This window comes from Terriglobales bacterium (genome assembly GCA_035543055.1).
In the GTDB taxonomy this organism is placed as follows: Bacteria; Acidobacteriota; Terriglobia; order Terriglobales; family Acidobacteriaceae; genus JAIQFD01.
This window is the reverse complement of record DATKKJ010000218.1, coordinates 1-16,638: the sequence shown is the minus strand read 5'-3', so window position 1 is coordinate 16,638 and position 16,638 is coordinate 1. Positions and strand designations below refer to the sequence as shown.

Here is a 16,638-nt window from a genome sequence, read left to right as displayed (position 1 = left end):
CTGGTCGAGCGTGGAGTTGGGCGCGGCCTGAACCACGCCGAAGACCACGCTCTGGTCTTCCCTGGGCGCGAGCTCCTTCTGGGAAAGCATGTAGAACGGGACCATGAGAGCAGCCACGATGGCCCACAGCACCAGCACCACGGGGCGGTACTGAAGCGTCCCGGTAAGCACGTCGGTGTACTTGCGGCGGACGGAGTCGAAGCGGCGGTTGATCCAGCCGGCGAATCCGCGCTCGGCATCGCCGGTGCGCAACAAGCGCGACCCCATCATGGGAGACAGGGTGAGCGCCACCACGCCGGAGACGATGACCGCGCCGGCGAGGGTGAAGGCGAACTCGCGGAACAGCGACCCGGTCAGGCCGCCCTGCAGGCCGATGGGGGCGTACACCGCGGCCAGAGTGATGGTCATGGCGATGATGGGTCCGACCAGCTCGCGGGCGGCGGCGAGGGCCGCTTCCAAGGGGCGCGCCCCCAGCTGCAGGTGGCGCTCCACGTTCTCCACCATGACGATGGCGTCGTCCACCACCAGGCCGACGGAAAGCACGATGGCCAGGAGCGTCAGCAGATTGATGGTGAAGCCCGCCGCCAGCATCAGGAAGACGGCGCCGATGAGAGAAATGGGGATGGCCACCGCGGGAATGATCACCGAGCGAAACGAGCCCAGGAACAGGAAGATGACGACGATGACGATGAGCAGGGTCTCGGTCAGGGTATGGAAGACTTCGTTGATGGCGTTCTGGATGTATTCGGTGGAGTCGTAGGGGATGCCCGCCTTCATGCCCACGGGGAGCTGGGCCTGGACCTCTTTCATGGCCTCGCGCACCTTGGCGATGACTTCGAGCGAGTTAGAGGTGGGCAGGACCCACACGCCCATGAAGATGGAGCCCTGTCCGTTGAAGCGGACGTCGGAATCGTAGTTCTCGGCGCCGAGGGCGACGTCGGAGATCTCACCCAGGCGCACGATGACGCCCTTGTCCTCCTTGACCACCAGCTGGCGGAACTCCTCCGCGGTCCGCAGGTCGGTGTTGGCGACCAGGTTGACCGATACCATCGAGCCCTTGGTGCTGCCCAGAGCGGCCAGGTAATTGTTCTTGGCCAGGGCGTCCCGCACCTGGGAGGGCGCAATGCCCAGGGCGGCCATCTTCTCCGGCTTCAGCCAGATGCGCATGGCGAAGGTGCGGTCGCCCAGGATCTCGGCGCGCTGCACGCCGCTGATGGCGCTCAGCTTGGGCTGGACGGTGCGCAGCAGGTAATCGCTGATCTGGTTCTGGTCCAGGGAGTCAGAGGAGAAACCGAGATACACGGCGGCGAACTGGTTGTCGGCGGTCTCCAGCTCGATGACCGGGGCCTCGGCCTCGGGGGGAAGATCGTTGCGCACCTGCGCCACCTTGGCCTGGATCTGGGTGAGGGCGGCGTTGGTGTCGTAGTTCAGCTTCAGGTGGACGGTGATGGTGCTGATGCCTTGCGCGCTCGACGATTCGATGTAGTCGATGCCGTCGGCGCTGGCGATGACCCGCTCCAGCGGAGTGGTGATGAAGCCGCGCACCAGATTGGCGTTGGCGCCGACGTAGGTGGTGGAAACGCGCACGATGGCGATGTCGCTGCGTGGATACTGGCGCACGCTGAGCGAACGGATGGACTGCAACCCGGCGATGAGGATGACCAGGTTGACCACAATGGCGAGGACCGGGCGCCGGATGAACAAATCGGTCAACTTCATCAGCGCTCCTCGACCTTGGGGGACAGGCTATTGCCGGGCTGGACATTATTGTTGGCCTGGACGGCCGCGCCATTGCGCAGCTTGAAGGTGCCCGAGGTCACGATCTCTTCCCCCTGGTTCACGCCGGAAAGAACGGCAACCCGGTCACCGCGCTGCGCTCCGAGCTTCACGAACGTCTGGCGCACGCCGCGGTAGCTCTGCCCGTTCGGGCCCTTCAGATCGGTCACGACGAAGACCGAGTCGCCATACGGGGCGTAGCTGATGGACGAGGTGGGAAGGGTGATGACGGTGTCGCTGCCGCCCAGGGCGAGCGTGGTCTGCACGAACATGCCGGGACGCAGTTTGCCCTGGGGATTGGCCAGGGTCGCCTGGACCTGGACATTGCGGGTGGCGGCGTCCACCACGGAGTCCACGGCGGTGACCCGGCCGCTGAATTCCAGCCTGGCGTCGTCATTGGTGGTGACCCGCAGGACCTGGCCCACGCGGAGCTGTCCCACGGCCTGCTGGGGCACGGAAAAGTTCACATAGATGGGATCGAGCGACTGCAGCGGCACCACCGGGCTGCCCCCGGAAAGGTACTGGCCCAGGTTCACCTGGCGGAGGCCGAGGATGCCGGAAAACGGGGCGCGGATGGTCTTGCGCTCGATGATGGCGCGGATCTCGGCGACTTTGGCGTCGGTCTGCCGCTGGTCGGCGGTAGCGCGATCGTACTCCACCCGCGAAATGACGCCTGCCTTCACCAGTTCCTGCGCGCGGGCATAGTTGGCGCGGGCAAGATCACGCTGGGCTTCGGCGTCGGCCAATTGGGCGCGCTCCTGCTTGGTGTCGAGCTGCACCAGGACGGCGCCTTCCTTGACCGCGTTTCCAGAATCGAACGAGATGCGCTCCACGATGCCGGGCAGGTCGGCACTGACCGTGACTCCACGGACCGCGACCACGCTCCCGATGGCGCTCAGGGTGGCCGGCCATTCGTCCTGGCGGGCAGCGATGGTCGTGACTGCCTCTGGGGGAGGCTGGAAGGCAGCGTGTTCCGCAACCGCCGCTTTCACCTGACGAAACTTCACAAAACCGAGGCCGGTAATGACCAGGGCCGCAACCGACAGCATTAAGATCATCCGCCTTGCCATGGAAACCTCTATCGCTAGTGAGCAACCCGACAAACACGCAGCCGGAGAAGCTGCGCGTTCATCGGGTTCAGTTCTCAGATTTCCCGAACTGGGAAAAGGATTCGAAAACTTCCGGGTGAGCGGGGTCGGGGCTAACTGGAAAGTGGGGCGCTCACATCTTGCCAAGGAAGAGGGCGACCAGCTCGACAACCAAGATGATGACCACGATCAGCTCCAGGACGAAAGCCCGGCCTTGGTGGAACTCGTCCACCATGAAGCGGTACAGTTCCTCCCCCGTCCGCAGCTTGCTGTTGACCAGACTCTTGTAATCGGGGACGCCGACCTTGGCCGCGGCCAGGCGATAGAGGCGTGCCGCGAACATATCGCTGAGGAACTTAATGGCGTTGTCGGCGCGTTCCGCGATCTCCGTCACGTCCAGGCGGACGGTGTTCAGGCGCGATGCCTCGCGCGCCATCTTCCAGCGGTGGATGACCCCGGTTCCCTGTTCCAGCGAGTGGTAGACGCGCTGCAGTTCCTGGGTCAGGAGCTCGTCGTAGTGGCGGAATTCCAGGAGCTGGGAGTTGGCGTATTCGAGGAGCTGAATGGTCCCGTTGGCGGCCGCGTCGTAGACGAACGCCGCGTTCCAGCCGATGACGGCCAGGTCGTTGGGATAGTAAGAAATGGTGGACTGCAGGATCTCGCCGACCTCCGCCTTCGAGAGAGGACGCGGTTCGCCGCGGACGATGCGCGCCATCATCTCGCCGCATTGGTCCACCAGCTCTTCCGCGGTGGGCTGCCCTTCGATATCGGAAACATGGAAGATGAAATAGTCTTCGGTGAGCAATCGCTGATACGGCTTCACCATGGCGGGAGCGGCCCGCCGCAGACGCTCGCGGACCAGAGCGGTGGCGTCAGTCTCGAACGTGGGGCTCCAGATCCAATCCTTGGCCAGGTTGAGCAGATCTTCCCACGACCCGCTGAAGGGGCGCTCCAGGGTCACGCTCACCACGCCGTAATCGTAGTACTTCAGGTCGGCGTGTACGCGATCGCCGGTCGTGAGCAGCACATCGCCCACATGCTCCAGGACCGGAGGTCTCTCGAAGCGGACATATTCCGGCGCGGAGTGCTTGAACGCGGTCTCTACCCGGGGAGCGCTGAGAATCGCGCCCAGTCGCTCCAGATCGATCTCTTCGCAGACGTCGAAGAGAGTGAGAGAGAGCACGGCGCCGGTAAGAGTCGCGTCGGCCATGGATGAACACTCGCGTTCCCGTGGAAATGTTACTCGCGTGCGCCGGGGATTTGCGGGCTTTTCACTTCGGCGGCGGCCGGAGGATCCGGACCTGGCGCGGCACCAGGGACAGCCGCACTGGAAGTTCGCCGAACAGTTCGCCATCGACCTCCGCCAGACTCTTCTGGCTGCCGAAGACAAGCTGGGTGGCCACGCCCGCGGGATCGGCGCGATGGCAAAAGACCTCACGAGTCCTTACGACCTCGACGTCCTTCAGACTGGTGTAGGCGGCATGACCGCGCGCCTGCGACGCCAGCAGCCGAAGGCCGTAATGCAAGAAAGTCGAGCGGCGCGCCGTCTTGAAGAGCACGACCCGGAACTGGTCGGGGGGCAAGGGGGGCGCATCGGGAGCTTCGAGGAAGTCGCCGAAATAACCGATCCTCTCGGCGACCACCTGGGCGACGACCTCGGTGCGGGCCCTGCCGCCCGCGAGGTCCTGGAAGTCCACCGCGAACAAGGGGAACGGCTCTGCCGAGAACAGGAGCTGGCGGGTGGACTCGGCGTAATAGGCGGCGATGCCAAAACGGGCCTTGGCCGATGGGCTGAGGGCGCAGATGACGCGGGCGTCGGCGCCAACGCCGGCGGCCGCCAGCCAGTAGCGTCTGGCGCCGGTCCCGGGCTGCTCGATGCATCCCACCGGGCAGGGCTGGGGGGTGGAGTCGGTCAGGGCCTCGACCAGGTCTTCCACCTTGCGGTGGAAGCCAAGGTCCTTGGCAAGGAGATTCCCCGAGCCGAAGGGGACCACGCCCAAGGCGGCATCTTGCCCATTGACCATCATGGCCTGCAAGACTTCGTTCACCGTTCCATCGCCGCCGACCGCGAGCACGGTATCAAACTCATCCAACCCATCGAACAGTTCGGCCGGCGGTTGATGAGGGCCGCGGGTGGTGGTGGTCAGGGTCTTCACCCCCGCCCGGGTCAAAGCGGCGAGCAGCGCGTGCAGTTCGCTGTCGCGACGACGCCAGCGCATGCCGGCGATGGGATTAAAGACGACGAGGGCAGTTTGCATGACCATGCGCAGTCTACGCAATCCCCGGCTGCGGGGGCGGTTAAAACCGCCGGTCTCGCTCCCCGCCAGTAACGGTTGGGTTACATGGTTCCGCGGCTCAATAGTTACCAAATATTAATAATGCATTTACCGGGGTGCAATCCCGATTGCACATAATCTGGTGCATGCAGGCGATGCCAGCCGATACCTTGATCATCAGCGACCTGCACCTGGGTTCGGAGGTCAGTCGCGCGCGCGAGGCGCAGCGCCTGTTGAGGGCCTGTTCCTTCCGCCGGCTGATCCTGCTGGGCGATATCTTCGCCGACCTGAACTTCTCCCGCCTGAAGAAGGACCATTGGCGGTTCCTGTCGCAGATCCGGAAGCTGTCGAATCCCAAGCGCAACATCGAAGTGGTGTGGGTGGAAGGCAACCATGACCAAGGGCTCTCGACGCTGATGTCGCACCTGGTCGGGGTGCGCGTGTACCAGGAGTATGCGTGGACTTATGCCGGCGTACGGCACCTGGCCATCCACGGCCACCAGTTCGACCAGTTCACGGTCCACAACCTCGCGCTCAGCCAGTTCGGAGGGCTCTTGTACCTGCAATTGCAGAAGCTGGACCCGGGCAAGAAAGGATTCAGCCGGTTTCTGGACCGGCTGAACACGCGCTGGCTGCGGATGTCGCCCAAGGTCTCGAGCGGGGCGCTGGAGTACGCCCGGCGCAGGGGCGTGGAGCGCATCTTCTGTGGCCACACCCACGCCGCCATGGAGATGGAGCGGGATGGCATCCATTATTACAACGCAGGTTCCTGGGTGGGAGCGCAGCCGACGTACATCACCGTCGGCGAACAAGGAGTGGAGATCCAACGCTATGCCGGAACTGACGATCGTGATCCCCGCCAAGAACGAAGCGAGGTTGCTGCCGAAGTTGCTGACTTCGCTGACGAAGCAGACCTACTTGCAGAACCGGAAAGCGCAAGTCTTCGTTGCTGACGCGGGATCGACCGATGGCACCCCGCAGCTGGCCATGACCTTCCGCGACCGCCTGGACCTGGAGGTGATCCCCGGCGGCCTGCCGTCGGTGGGGCGCAATGCGGGGGCGCGGCTGGCGGACGGGCCCTACGTGCTGTTCATCGACGCCGACATGGAGTTCCACGATCCCACGCTCATGGCGCGCGCCATGGAACGGATGCGCGACCGCCAGCTCCACTGCCTGACCACCAACATCTGGTGCGAAGGCGGGACCGCCCTCGACCAGGCGCTGTATCTCGGTAACAACATCTTCCAGTGGTTCTCGCAGTTCGGCAGCCCGTTCAGCACCGGCATGTTCATGCTGTTCGACCGGAAGCGGTTCTGGGAGCTGGGCGGGTTCCACGAGCAGGCCCTGTTCGCCGAGGACTACCTGCTGAGCAAGAAGGTGGCGGTGGGACGGTTCGCCGTGATCGGCGGCGGCGCCTACACCACCAACCGGCGTTTCCAGAAGATGGGGCACTTCAAGATGGTCCGGCTGTTCCTGTGGACCGCGATGAATACGTGGAACGAGAAACATTTCCTTCGCGACCAGCGGTATTGGGAGGTTTGAGGGTGAACTTGCAGAGAAACATGCGGCCGACAAGTCCTATCGCGCTCATGCCGATCACGGTGCAGGTGGCGGCGGTCTGCTATCGCCGTGGACGCGCAGACATGGAATTCCTGCTGGTGCGGACGTCCAGCGGGCGCTGGATTTTCCCCAAGGGGAACATCGATGACTCGCTCTCCCGCAGCGAGGCGGCGTCGCGCGAGGCCTCGGAAGAGGCGGGGGCGATGGGGACAATCGCGACCCAGTGCTTCCACACCTTCAAGTATTGGAAGTCGTCGGAAGATGGCGTGGTGTTCGTCGAGGCATACCTGCTGGAAGTGCACCGCACCGAGGAGCCGGAAGAAGAGCATCGGGAGCCGACCTGGTTCAGACCACAGGCGGCGCGGCGTGCCATCGCCGAAGGGCGCGATCCCGAATCTGCCGCTGAGCTGGCATCGGTGATCGACACGGCGGTAAGGACGATCAGCGCGGGCACGAGCCCGGAACGGGCGACGGTTCGGCGCCGCTGATCCAGCCGTCTGACTACACGCCTTGCGATCCTGCTTCCCTGTCGATCCCGAAGAAATTCAGGATGCGCGAGAAGATGTCACCCTCCAACTCGTGCAACCTCTTTTTGCGGATCTCCTCCGCCAACTGGCTGCGGGCGGCCTCCAGGCCGACCAGGCGCTCGGCCATGACCTTCGAAACGTGGGCGGCGATCTCGGGCCGGCGCTGGATGATCTCCTGGAACCCCGCCTTGTCGAGGCGGTAGCAGTGGGTGTCTTCCAGCGCGGTGACAGTCGAGGAGCGCTTGGCGCCGGTCATCAAGGACATCTCGCCGAAGAAGTCCCCGGCCTTTAGCGTGTTCACTGTTTGGCGGACATCACCTTCGGTGACGACCACCTCGGCGGTACCCTTGGTCAAGATGTACAGCCAATGCGCTTCCGCGCCCTGGCGGGTGATGGTCTCGCCGGCGGTGAAGGGAGCAAAGTAGAGGCGCTCGGCCAGCTTACGGCGCTCCTCGATGGAGAGGGTATCGAACAGGTCGACGTTGGCCAGCGACTCCATGCGGCGAGCGGCATCCTTCTGGCGGCTGAGCTCCTCGTGAGCCTCCGATTCCTCGGTCATGAACAACTTATGCGCCGGGATGGACATGGGAATATTGGCCCGCTTGAGAGCGAAGTAAACGATGGTGCGCATGCGGGAGTCGGTGGGATCGTCCACCGCGAGATTGGTGAGCCAATAGCGCACCGCGTAGTAGCAGAAGCTTTCCTTGATGTCGTAGAGGATGCAGTTCGGTTTCGGGGTGGGGGAGACGTTCTCGATGGGCTCGGCGGTGAGAGCCTCAGTGACCGCGTGGATGACCTCCGTCGGAGAATAACGAAAATCGACGTTGAAATAGACCCACTGGCGGTGCTGCAGCGGCTGCGACGTCCGGCGGCCCAGGATCGTGACCTGGCTCTTGATGAGCTGGGTGTTGGGCACAATGACGGTGTCCCAGTTGCGGGTCTCGATGGAGGTATGGCGCCAGCGGATCTCGGTGATGCGGCCGACCGTCTGATCGATCTTCACCCAGTCGCCCACCGCGATGGTCTTCTCCAGCTGGAGAGCGACACCGGCCATGATATTGCCCAGCGTGTCCTGCATCGACAAGCCGATCACGGCGGTGAGGATGGCGGAGGTGGTGATCAGCTGGCCCAGGCTGATCCCGGCCCGGGAGAGCAGGGTGAACAGGACGGCGACGTAGGCGATCCCGACGAGAAGGTCGCGGAGGATCCTGGGAACGGTGAGGTGACTGATCTTAAGCAGGACGTCAAAAACGAACAGGCTGGCCAGGCTGACGATGGCAATCCCGCCGATCGCCAACCCGATCCAGTGCGAGAAGCGGGAGAGCTTGCCAAGTTCCAGCAGGTCGAGCGCCGCCGGGGCGAGCAGCAGGACCACTCCAGTAAAGAAGAGCCGCAAGGCAGTGCGCACCGACCCGCGCTCCTGGGGCGCGGCGCGAGCCACCACGGCTGCGATCACGAGAAAGGCGAGGGCCACCCTAAGGAGGTCGAGTTGCTGGTTGACCGCTGCAACACCCCGCCATACGTCCCCGAGGTCGACCGGCCCGGCCAGGATCCACGACGCTGATGGAATGAGCGCTGCCATGTTCGTGATTTATCAGGGGTTATATCAAATCAGCAGGCTTCCCGTTAGGCTTTTCTCTTGCCCCAGCTTTTTTTTGAAGATAAACCATGCGGAACGGAAGATCAGCGGGAACTCCCGGGGAGCGGAACGGTCGCCCGGGGTGCGAATTTATCTTCTGTTAATAATCCGTCCGGACTGGCCGATTAGAATACGCGGCGATGCCGGCCGATCAACTGCAGATACGCACATCGTTGGGAACACGAGACGGGCAAAAGATCGTCCGGCTAAGCGGGCCCCTGACCATTGCCACCTTATTCGGCTTCCAAGAGTTGGTTCGGTCCGACAAGTCGACCGGGCTCATCCTGGACTTTTCGGAAGTACCCTACGTGGACTCCGCCGGGCTGGGCTCGGTGCTGGGCGCCTACGTTTCCCGCCAAAAAGACGGACGAAAGCTGGCCCTGGTCGGGGTCAGCGAGCGGGTGATGAACGTCTTCAAGCTCACCCGGGTGGACCAATTCTTCAGTTTCCATCCCAGTATTCCCGCGGCGGAGCAGGCCCTCGAGGATTCGAGTCAGGCGGTAGAGGGATAGACGGGACATCGCGGAACGTGCCGGATCCCGGCACCGGTCCGACCTCGTTACGGGTCACAATTCACTCAAGTTGCGGCCGCGTCCGGTGGGCCCTGCGGAGACGTGGCGCAGGCTGCGCCCCTCGAACAAGTGCACGAGCTCTTCGCCCAGGTTCTTGGCGTGGTCGCCCGCCCTCTCGATGGCCTGCCCCATCAGTAGCAGGCTGATGACGCGCGAAGGATTGCTGCGAGCATCCTGATGGAGGCACTTGCGGAAGAGGGTGTGCCGCACCTCGTCAATAGTCTTGTCGGCTTTGATCACAGATTCCGCCAGCGCCGCGTCGCGACTGACGAAGGCGGTATGGACAGACTGGAGCATCTTCTCCAGGGCTTGTGCCATCTGCAGCAGCGGGGACACGTCCCGCTTGCTGAGCCTGGGGTGGCAACGCTGCGCGGCCTGCGCCACCCATTGCATCAGGTCGCCGATACGCTCCAGATCGGTGATGAACTTCAGGCAAGTCAGCAACTGCCGAGCCTGCGCCTCATTCACCTGGGTGATGGCCACCGGGATGTGCTCGTCGATGAACCGTTCGCAGCGGTCGAGGTCGTATTCGCAGTCTTTCACCGCCAGGACCGCCATCCCGGAACCGTTGGCCAGCAGGCTGCTGACGTTGAACACGGCGTCCTTGGTGACCAGGCAGGCATGAAGGACCAGGTCGGTGAGTTCCGAGGGGGAGTGCACCCGGGCCGGACGCGGGTTTTGGTCTTCCCGCTCGGCACGCGCCATCGGAGAACGCCGCATGACCGCAGCCTATCCCGCGTCGGGTTACAGACCGGTTAAAGGACCATTAAATCACGATCCACGGGCCGCTGCGGTTCCGCAGCAAACTGCACAATCGATGGTGCAGGCCGTGGCCTGAACCGATTGTTAAAGGACTGTTAATTTACCGGGCCGTCACAGCAATCACCCGCTTGTTTGGGTAGAATGAGCGCGGTTCGAATTGCGTCCACCCTTAACTCACCTGTGCCGTTTTAGGGACCTACTCATGAATACATCGAGAACAGAAGAACGGATCTGGTTGAACCCCCCCAAGTTCTGGGCCGCCACCAAGAACATGTCCCAGGACGAGGTGGAACGCCTTGTCGAGCAGCTCTTCCATCTGGCGGAGACCCACGATGTCGAGGCACTGAGAAAATACGACTTCATCCTCTGTGCGGGTCGGGCGGTGCCGAACTTCTTCCGCCAGCACTAGTGGCGCGGACTTTGACGGTTCACGGACGAAGCGGGGATGGTTTCCCGATTCACAGAACTTTCAAGTGTGTGTAACACTGCCTTCACCCAAGCGCTCTAGGGTGGGGTGCAATCTATTCTGTCACGCAACCCAGGAGGCGCCCTCACCTCAGGCGCCTCTCTTCTTGTTGATGTGTCTTCGCGACTTGCCATTTTTTGACCTCAAGATATACTTTCGCCTCTCCCGCCTAACCCTATGACTGGCAAGCACAAAGTCGACGAGCCGGGTAAAGTCAACGAGATCAACCGTCGGGCGGAGCCATCAGGCGGAGACCTGTTCCGCGACCTGGTGGAGCACAGCCAGGACCTGATCTGCACTCACGATCTGACGGGAAGATTGCTCTCCATGAATCCCCTTCCCGCCCGCCTGCTGGGCTATGAGGTCGAGGAGTTGCTGGCGCGGCCCATGCGGGGGTTCCTGGCCCCGGAGTTTCGCGACCAGTTCGACGACTACCTGAAGCGGATCCAGGAGAACGGGGCCGATGCCGGAGTGATGGTACTGCAGACGCGGTCGGGCGAGCGCCGGGTCTGGGAGTACCACAACACCCTGCGCACCGACGGCCCCACGCCGGTGGTGCGCGGCATGGCGCACGACATCACCGAGCGTCACCGGGCGGAGGTAGCGCTGCGCAAGAGCGAGGAGCGCTTCCGGGTCGCGCTCAAGAATTCGCCTACCGTGGTCTTCCACCAGGACCGCGACCTGCGCTACACCTGGATCAATACTCCCACGCTGCCTTGGGCGGACGAGGAGTGCATCGGGCGCAGCGATGCCGAGATCATCGGCGGCGAGGAAGGCGCCCGGATCAGCTGGATCAAGCAGGGCGTGCTGGACCGCGGGGCGGGCGCGCGGGAGGAGATCAGCATCACGGCCCGGGGCGAAGAGCGCTACTTTGACCTGACGGTGGAGCCGCTGCGCAACAGCGCCGGGGCGACGGTCGGGATCACCTGCGCCTGCTCGGACATCACTCCGCTCAAGCGCCTGCTGCAGGAACGCGAGCGGCTGATCGCCACTCTTCAGAACACCCTGGAAAAGGTGAAGCTGCTCACCGGGATGCTGGCGACCTGTGCCTACTGCAAGAAGATCCGGGACGACCAAGGCGTGTGGCACGTGCTGGAGGCCTACATCCAGGACCACTCCGAGGCTTCATTCACCCACGGGATCTGCCCCGACTGCGTGCAGAAGCACTATCCGGCCATCCCCCAGGCCAAGCTTCCCACTTGATTGCAAGAGCGCCTGGTTTGACCGGCTCCACCGCATCCGCTACTATTGACCTGCGGGGTGGAGCAGTCTGGTAGCTCGTTGGGCTCATAACCCAAAGGTCGGTGGTTCAAATCCACCCCCCGCAACCAATCGAGTCACACACTTACGGGCGCCCGCCAGAGGGCGCCCGTAGCATTTCCCCAAACTTTTCCCCAAACCAGCTCGCAGGGCTCTCCCCGGACCCGAACAGCAAGTATTCCACGGTTCCTGAATCCCGGGGCGCAGCACCCTCATCTTCATATCCAGCACGTGTGGCCAGGGCTTTATGTCCGGTCACGCGCCGGTCGTCCGGGGAGGTTAGTCAGACAGAGTCCCGGCGAGCGTTAAGCAGACCTCCCGGCGGCATTCAGCCTCACCGGCAGATCAAGGTCATCCTGCGTAGTGCGGAATCCGAGCCGATTCGTGCACACCATCGGTGCGTTCGAACGGCCACACAACCTCGCGTGGGGCGACGCCGACCGGCGAACGCTTTACCTGGCTGCCAGGGCCGGCCTGTATCGGATCCGGCTCAACATCCCAGGGGCTGGAGGGTTTGCCCTGAAACTTAGTGCGCGCTGAAGAATCCAACACACAGTAGCCAAGGGAGGACGCTGCCTCGGCCTCGCTGTCACTTACCCAATCACCCGACCAGCGAGCGGCATGGAGTCCAAGGGATGAAGCAGATTCTGTTTTTTCTTGTTGTCGCCGCGATCGTCTCAACTGGTGGTGAACTGAGCGCCGCTGAAAGGGTCCCCGTAGTCGTGGAGCTGTTCACCTCGGAGGGATGCTCCAGCTGCCCCCCTGCCGACGCGCTGCTGGCTTCCCTTGCCCGCGACCGCTCCGACAGCGTCGAGATCATCGCGCTCGGTGAGCACGTGGACTATTGGAACGAGCTCGGCTGGAAGGACCGCTTCTCCGCGCACCAGTACAGCGCGCGCCAGGAAGATTACGCCCGCCACTTCGGCCTGGGTTCCGTGTACACGCCGCAGATGGTCATCGATGGCCGCCGGCAATTTGTGGGAAACGACCAGGCGAAAGCGCGGGAGGTCATCGTCGCAGCCAGCCGGTCGAAGAAATCGGTCGAAGTCACGCTGGAGCTAAAGGGCGATGTCTTGAACATTGCGGTCAAACAGAACGGCACCAGCTCGGCTGTTGTCCTGCTGGCGATCACCGAAGACAACCTGACCACCGAGGTTCGCGCGGGCGAGAATGGAGGCCGCCGGTTGACCCACCAGGCGGTCGTCCGATCCCTGCGCCAGATTGGCATGCTCAACGGCATGGCTTTTGCCGCAAGTGAGGGGCTCCAGCTCAATCCTGGGTGGGCGAGGTCTAACTTGAGGGTTCTAGTGCTGGCCCAGGATCCCGCGTCTGGAGCGATCGTCGGCGCTGCCGCCCTGAATCTCCGGTGACGGTCCCCGGCCACGCCATTGGAAAATCTGTCCCGATTCGGGCTCGGGCGCGGTACCCTGTGCCCAATGCAAGAGACGCCCCAGCTGGCGCAGCAGCTCCGTTCCGCGTGCGCCATTTTCCGCTCGGTCACGCGGACCGTGCTGCCCGAAACAGAAGCCCTCGATCCGGAGCAACGGGAGTCGACCGAGCGACTGGTCAGCGAGGCGCTGCAACGCCGGTCGCGGGGTGAGATCCGCCAGCTTCGCCTTTTTCTCCACCTCATCGAGTGGGTATCGGTCCTCCGCTACGGCCGCAGGTTCACGTCGCTTGATCGGTCGCGCCGCCTGCGCATTCTTGGATACCTGCAGGACCACCCCGTACAGCTCATCCGGGCAGGGTTCTGGGGGCTGCGAACGCTCGCCTTCCTCGGCTACTACGGCCGGCGGGAAGCCGCCATCGCGATCGGGTACCGGCCTGATGCGCGTGGATGGGAGGCTTTCCGTTGAATCGCCTCAGCTTCGACATCGTGATTGTCGGCTCGGGCGCCGGCGGAGGCACGGTGGCGCAGGAGTTGTCAGGGCTGTGTCGTAAGGGCGCGCGCATCGCCGTGCTCGAGAAGGGGCCGAAACTCGCTCTCGAAGAGTTCACCGGCAATGAGCTCGAGATGTCCCAGGCGCTTTACGAAGATGGCGGTGGATTCATGACCGCGGAGCGCACGATGACGCTGGCCTTCGGCTCGGCCTATGGCGGATCCACCGTGGTCTATACCGGCACTTCCCTTCCTCCTCCCGATCGCATCCTGCGGCGCTGGAACGTTCCCGGCATCAGCCTGGAGGACCTCGAGCCGCGGGTACGGAAATTCATGGCGGCCAATAACGTGCATCTCCTCGAAGAGAGCGCGATCAACACCAACAATCGTCTCTTCGCCGAGGGGTGCCGCCGACTGAACTACGATGTGAAGCAGTTTCCGGTCAATGTGCGTGGCTGCCGCGGTTCCAGCCTCTGCAATCTCGGCTGCCCCAATCAGGCCAAACTTGGGACCCACCGGGTCCAACTGCCTGATGCCGAGAGGAACGGCGTTGCGGTGATTACCCGCTGCGAGGTGCTGCGGATCGGCGACCGGAATCTGTCGGTGCGGGTCTCTGCGAAGGCGCCTGGAGCAAAGGGCGAGCCCTCGCCATGGGAGCCCGGCGACTATGAGATCTCCGCCAAGCTGATCATCGTCTGTGGCGGCGCGGTCAACACCCCCGCACTCCTGATGCGCTCCGGTTTCGACCGGAAGCTGCCCAGGCTGGGCCACGGGTTCACTTGTCATCCCGCCTTCATCATGGTGGGCGAGCATCCCCAGCCCATCACCAACTTCGTCGGTCACCCCAAGAGCTTCTACCTCGATCAGTTCGCGGAGACCGACCGCTTCCTGCTCGAGACTTGCATGTACTTTCCCGTCGTCACGGCCAAGGCGATGGCCGGCTTCGGAGAAGAGCACAGCCATTTCATGAAGGCTTTTCCTCGCCTGCAGATGATCCTGGTGCTGGCATGCGACCAGGCGATGCCTCACAACCGCATCACGATCGATTCGCAGGGGAGACCCGTAGTCCATTACAGTTTCACCCCTGAAGTCGTTCGCGGGCTTTGTCGTGGCGCGGTCACATCCGCAAGGATCTTCTTCGCTGCCGGCGCCCGACGGGTCCACATGCCCATAGGAAGGATGACAGTCGCGGCCGAAGACATGGACGCCTTGGGGAGCCTGGCAGACGGCAACGGCTTCAAGCCAGGGAAAGTTCCGGTCTCGGCAGCGCACCTGCAGGGCGGCTGCGGCATGGGAAGGGCCGCTCAAGACTCAGTGACCGACGGATATGGTCGCGTACACGGGGTCCCGTGGCTTTATGTCGCCGACTCCAGCCTCTTTCCCAATTCCATCGAGATCAATCCTTACCTGACGATCATGGCTCTGGCGGACCGCGTCGCCGAACATGTCTGGGAGAACGCTCCGAACCTGCTATGAAGATGAATGGAAGCGACATCGTCGCCCGCGCGCTGGAAGATGAAGGGGTCCCATTCGCATTCGGCATTCCCGGAACTCACAACATCGAGCTCTACGATGCCCTGGCGCGCTCGACTAAGGTGCGTCCGGTCCTGGTCACGGACGAGCAGAGCGCTTCGTTCATGGCCGATGGTGTGGCGCGCGCTTCGGGAAAGCTGGCGGCGGTCAACGTCGTTCCCGGAGCCGGCTTGACACACGCACTTTCCGGCATCGCCGAGGCGTACCTCGACGGAATCCCGATGCTTGTGCTGGCGTGCGGCATCCGCCAGGATACCGGAAAGGCGTATCAGCTCCACGCTGTCGACCAGATCGCGATCGCGCGTCCGGTCACAAAGGCCCAGTTCCACCTGACCGATGCCAGCCAGACGTACGCCACGATCCGGCGCGCCTGCCGCGTGGCCCGAGCAGCGCCTGCCGGCCCCGTGATCGTTGAAGTCCCGGCTGAGCAATATCTCTTCCGCTACGACACTGAACTCGCGTTTCGTGACGAATCGCCCAAGCCGGTCGGCGCCCGTGCTGAGGACCTCGCCCATATATGCGATCTGCTCGCGCGCAGTCGCCGCCCCCTGCTCTATCTTGGAGCGGGCGCCGGGAACGCCGGTCGCGCACTGGTCGAGTTAGCGGAACGCCTGAATGCCGTTGTCGCAACGACCTTCACCGGGAAGGGGATCTTCCCTGAAAAGCACCCACTCTGGTTGTGGTGCGGCTTCGGCGAGGCAGCGCCATCTGCGCTTCGCGAGATCGCTGCCTCCTGCGATCTCACCCTGGCTATCGGGTGCCGCTTCGCCGAGGTCAGCACCGGCAGTTACGGCCTGCAGCCTCCGGGGCCGTTGGCCCACGTAGATGTCGATCCGTCAGTCTTTCAGAAGAACTACCCGGCGGAAGTGACGGTCACGGCGGATGCAGGGCAGTTCGTTGCCGATCTTCTTCAGTGCGTGCCCGCGCGCGCCGTGGACGACACTTTACGACGGTCGATCGCCGCCGCTCATGACCAAGTCTGGAGAGCCTGGGAAGTCACGCCGGGGGCGGGGCCCGTTTCCCCGCCGCACCTTCTGAAGACGCTGCAGCGAGTGACCGGACCGGACACCATCTACACGACCGACAGCGGCAACGGCACGTTCCTGGCGATGGAATGCCTGCGCCTTGAGCAGCCGCGCTGCTTCCTCGCGCCGGTCGATTATTCCTGCATGGGTTATGCTGTGCCCGCGGCCATCGGGGCTGCGTTGGCCTGTCCTGGGAAACAAGTGGTCGCACTCGCGGGTGACGGAGCGTTCCTGATGACCGGATTGGAGCTGCTCACTGCGGCTCAATTGCAGGT

16 protein-coding genes and 1 tRNA gene are annotated in these 16,638 nt (G+C 63.4%); 11 read left to right on the top strand and 6 right to left on the bottom strand.

Translation table 11 applies throughout. The features are described 5' to 3' along the window. The 4 genes from VMS96_14340 to VMS96_14325 all read right to left on the bottom strand — a co-directional run. On the bottom strand, positions 1 to 1,719 hold a 1,719-nt coding region (locus tag VMS96_14340), incomplete at its 3' end, for an efflux RND transporter permease subunit (protein HVP44606.1). Continuing rightward, on the bottom strand, positions 1,719 to 2,834 hold the full coding sequence (locus tag VMS96_14335; protein ID HVP44605.1) for an efflux RND transporter periplasmic adaptor subunit: 1,116 nt from the start codon (positions 2,832 to 2,834) through the stop codon (positions 1,719 to 1,721). The genes VMS96_14340 and VMS96_14335, both read right to left, overlap by 1 nt. A gap of 163 nt (positions 2,835 to 2,997) precedes the next feature. Next, positions 2,998 to 4,074: a hypothetical protein gene (locus VMS96_14330; GenBank protein HVP44604.1), complete on the bottom strand. Its 1,077-nt coding sequence runs from the start codon at positions 4,072 to 4,074 to the stop codon at positions 2,998 to 3,000. A 61-nt stretch (positions 4,075 to 4,135) separates the two neighbouring features. After that, complete coding sequence (locus tag VMS96_14325; GenBank protein ID HVP44603.1) at positions 4,136 to 5,122, bottom strand: diacylglycerol kinase family protein; 987 nt, start codon at positions 5,120 to 5,122, stop codon at positions 4,136 to 4,138. Positions 5,123 to 5,286: 164 nt separating this feature from the next. Between VMS96_14325 and VMS96_14320 the strand changes: the two genes are divergently transcribed. From VMS96_14320 to VMS96_14310, 3 genes are read left to right on the top strand one after another with little or no spacing between them, the layout of a single operon-like run. Continuing rightward, the gene (locus tag VMS96_14320) at positions 5,287 to 6,093 is read left to right on the top strand and encodes a UDP-2,3-diacylglucosamine diphosphatase (protein ID HVP44602.1); all 807 of its coding nucleotides are present in this window, start codon (positions 5,287 to 5,289) and stop codon (positions 6,091 to 6,093) included. After that, positions 5,990 to 6,682: a glycosyltransferase gene (locus VMS96_14315; protein ID HVP44601.1), complete on the top strand. Its 693-nt coding sequence runs from the start codon at positions 5,990 to 5,992 to the stop codon at positions 6,680 to 6,682. The genes VMS96_14320 and VMS96_14315 overlap by 104 nt, the downstream gene beginning before the upstream one ends. A 20-nt stretch (positions 6,683 to 6,702) precedes the next feature. Further along, on the top strand, positions 6,703 to 7,188 hold the full coding sequence (locus VMS96_14310; protein HVP44600.1) for an NUDIX domain-containing protein: 486 nt from the start codon (positions 6,703 to 6,705) through the stop codon (positions 7,186 to 7,188). Between the two features lie 13 nt (positions 7,189 to 7,201). On the opposite strand, the gene VMS96_14305 is transcribed toward VMS96_14310, so the two are convergent. Then, positions 7,202 to 8,809, bottom strand: coding sequence for a cyclic nucleotide-binding domain-containing protein (locus VMS96_14305; GenBank protein HVP44599.1), 1,608 nt, complete (start codon positions 8,807 to 8,809; stop codon positions 7,202 to 7,204). A gap of 197 nt (positions 8,810 to 9,006) precedes the next feature. On the opposite strand from VMS96_14305, the gene VMS96_14300 reads away from it, so the two are divergent. Then, positions 9,007 to 9,378: an STAS domain-containing protein gene (locus tag VMS96_14300; protein ID HVP44598.1), complete on the top strand. Its 372-nt coding sequence runs from the start codon at positions 9,007 to 9,009 to the stop codon at positions 9,376 to 9,378. 54 nt (positions 9,379 to 9,432) lie between these two features. Here VMS96_14300 and VMS96_14295 read toward each other — a convergent pair whose 3' ends face one another. Next, a complete protein-coding gene (locus tag VMS96_14295) occupies positions 9,433 to 10,158 on the bottom strand; it encodes a PhoU domain-containing protein (GenBank protein ID HVP44597.1) in 726 nt (241 codons plus the stop codon). Positions 10,159 to 10,435: 277 nt separating this feature from the next. Between VMS96_14295 and VMS96_14290 the strand changes: the two genes are divergently transcribed. The 7 genes from VMS96_14290 to VMS96_14260 form a co-directional block, all read left to right on the top strand. Next, the gene (locus VMS96_14290; GenBank protein ID HVP44596.1) at positions 10,436 to 10,609 is read left to right on the top strand and encodes a hypothetical protein; all 174 of its coding nucleotides are present in this window, start codon (positions 10,436 to 10,438) and stop codon (positions 10,607 to 10,609) included. 234 nt (positions 10,610 to 10,843) lie between these two features. Further along, on the top strand, positions 10,844 to 11,869 hold the full coding sequence (locus VMS96_14285) for a PAS domain S-box protein (protein HVP44595.1): 1,026 nt from the start codon (positions 10,844 to 10,846) through the stop codon (positions 11,867 to 11,869). A 51-nt stretch (positions 11,870 to 11,920) separates the two neighbouring features. After that, positions 11,921 to 11,997: transfer RNA gene (locus VMS96_14280), tRNA-Met, on the top strand. A 564-nt stretch (positions 11,998 to 12,561) separates the two neighbouring features. After that, positions 12,562 to 13,296, top strand: coding sequence for a DUF1223 domain-containing protein (locus VMS96_14275; GenBank protein ID HVP44594.1), 735 nt, complete (start codon positions 12,562 to 12,564; stop codon positions 13,294 to 13,296). Positions 13,297 to 13,362: 66 nt separating this feature from the next. Beyond that, entirely contained in the window at positions 13,363 to 13,782 is a 420-nt protein-coding gene (locus VMS96_14270) for a hypothetical protein (GenBank protein HVP44593.1), read from the top strand. Continuing rightward, positions 13,779 to 15,281 carry a GMC family oxidoreductase gene (locus VMS96_14265; GenBank protein ID HVP44592.1) on the top strand — a complete coding sequence of 501 codons (1,503 nt, stop codon included), beginning with the start codon at positions 13,779 to 13,781 and terminating at the stop codon, positions 15,279 to 15,281. The genes VMS96_14270 and VMS96_14265 overlap by 4 nt, the downstream gene beginning before the upstream one ends. Beyond that, positions 15,278 to 16,638, top strand: a 1,361-nt coding sequence (locus VMS96_14260) for a thiamine pyrophosphate-binding protein (protein ID HVP44591.1), incomplete at its 3' end; no start/stop codon positions are given. The genes VMS96_14265 and VMS96_14260, both read left to right, overlap by 4 nt.

What these genes read in the sequence shown, in the direction of transcription:
- VMS96_14300 (HVP44598.1), top strand. Translation starts at nt 9,007, where the DNA reads ATGCCGGCCGATCAACTGCAGATACGCACATCGTTGGGAACACGAGAC.
- VMS96_14295 (HVP44597.1), bottom strand. Translation starts at nt 10,158, where the DNA reads ATGCGGCGTTCTCCGATGGCGCGTGCCGAGCGGGAAGACCAAAACCCG.
- VMS96_14320 (HVP44602.1), top strand. Translation starts at nt 5,287, where the DNA reads ATGCAGGCGATGCCAGCCGATACCTTGATCATCAGCGACCTGCACCTG.
- VMS96_14335 (HVP44605.1), bottom strand. Translation starts at nt 2,834, where the DNA reads ATGATCTTAATGCTGTCGGTTGCGGCCCTGGTCATTACCGGCCTCGGT.
- VMS96_14330 (HVP44604.1), bottom strand. Translation starts at nt 4,074, where the DNA reads ATGGCCGACGCGACTCTTACCGGCGCCGTGCTCTCTCTCACTCTCTTC.
- VMS96_14325 (HVP44603.1), bottom strand. Translation starts at nt 5,122, where the DNA reads ATGCAAACTGCCCTCGTCGTCTTTAATCCCATCGCCGGCATGCGCTGG.
- VMS96_14285 (HVP44595.1), top strand. Translation starts at nt 10,844, where the DNA reads ATGACTGGCAAGCACAAAGTCGACGAGCCGGGTAAAGTCAACGAGATC.
- VMS96_14275 (HVP44594.1), top strand. Translation starts at nt 12,562, where the DNA reads ATGAAGCAGATTCTGTTTTTTCTTGTTGTCGCCGCGATCGTCTCAACT.
- VMS96_14310 (HVP44600.1), top strand. Translation starts at nt 6,703, where the DNA reads ATGCGGCCGACAAGTCCTATCGCGCTCATGCCGATCACGGTGCAGGTG.
- VMS96_14270 (HVP44593.1), top strand. Translation starts at nt 13,363, where the DNA reads ATGCAAGAGACGCCCCAGCTGGCGCAGCAGCTCCGTTCCGCGTGCGCC.
- VMS96_14305 (HVP44599.1), bottom strand. Translation starts at nt 8,809, where the DNA reads ATGGCAGCGCTCATTCCATCAGCGTCGTGGATCCTGGCCGGGCCGGTC.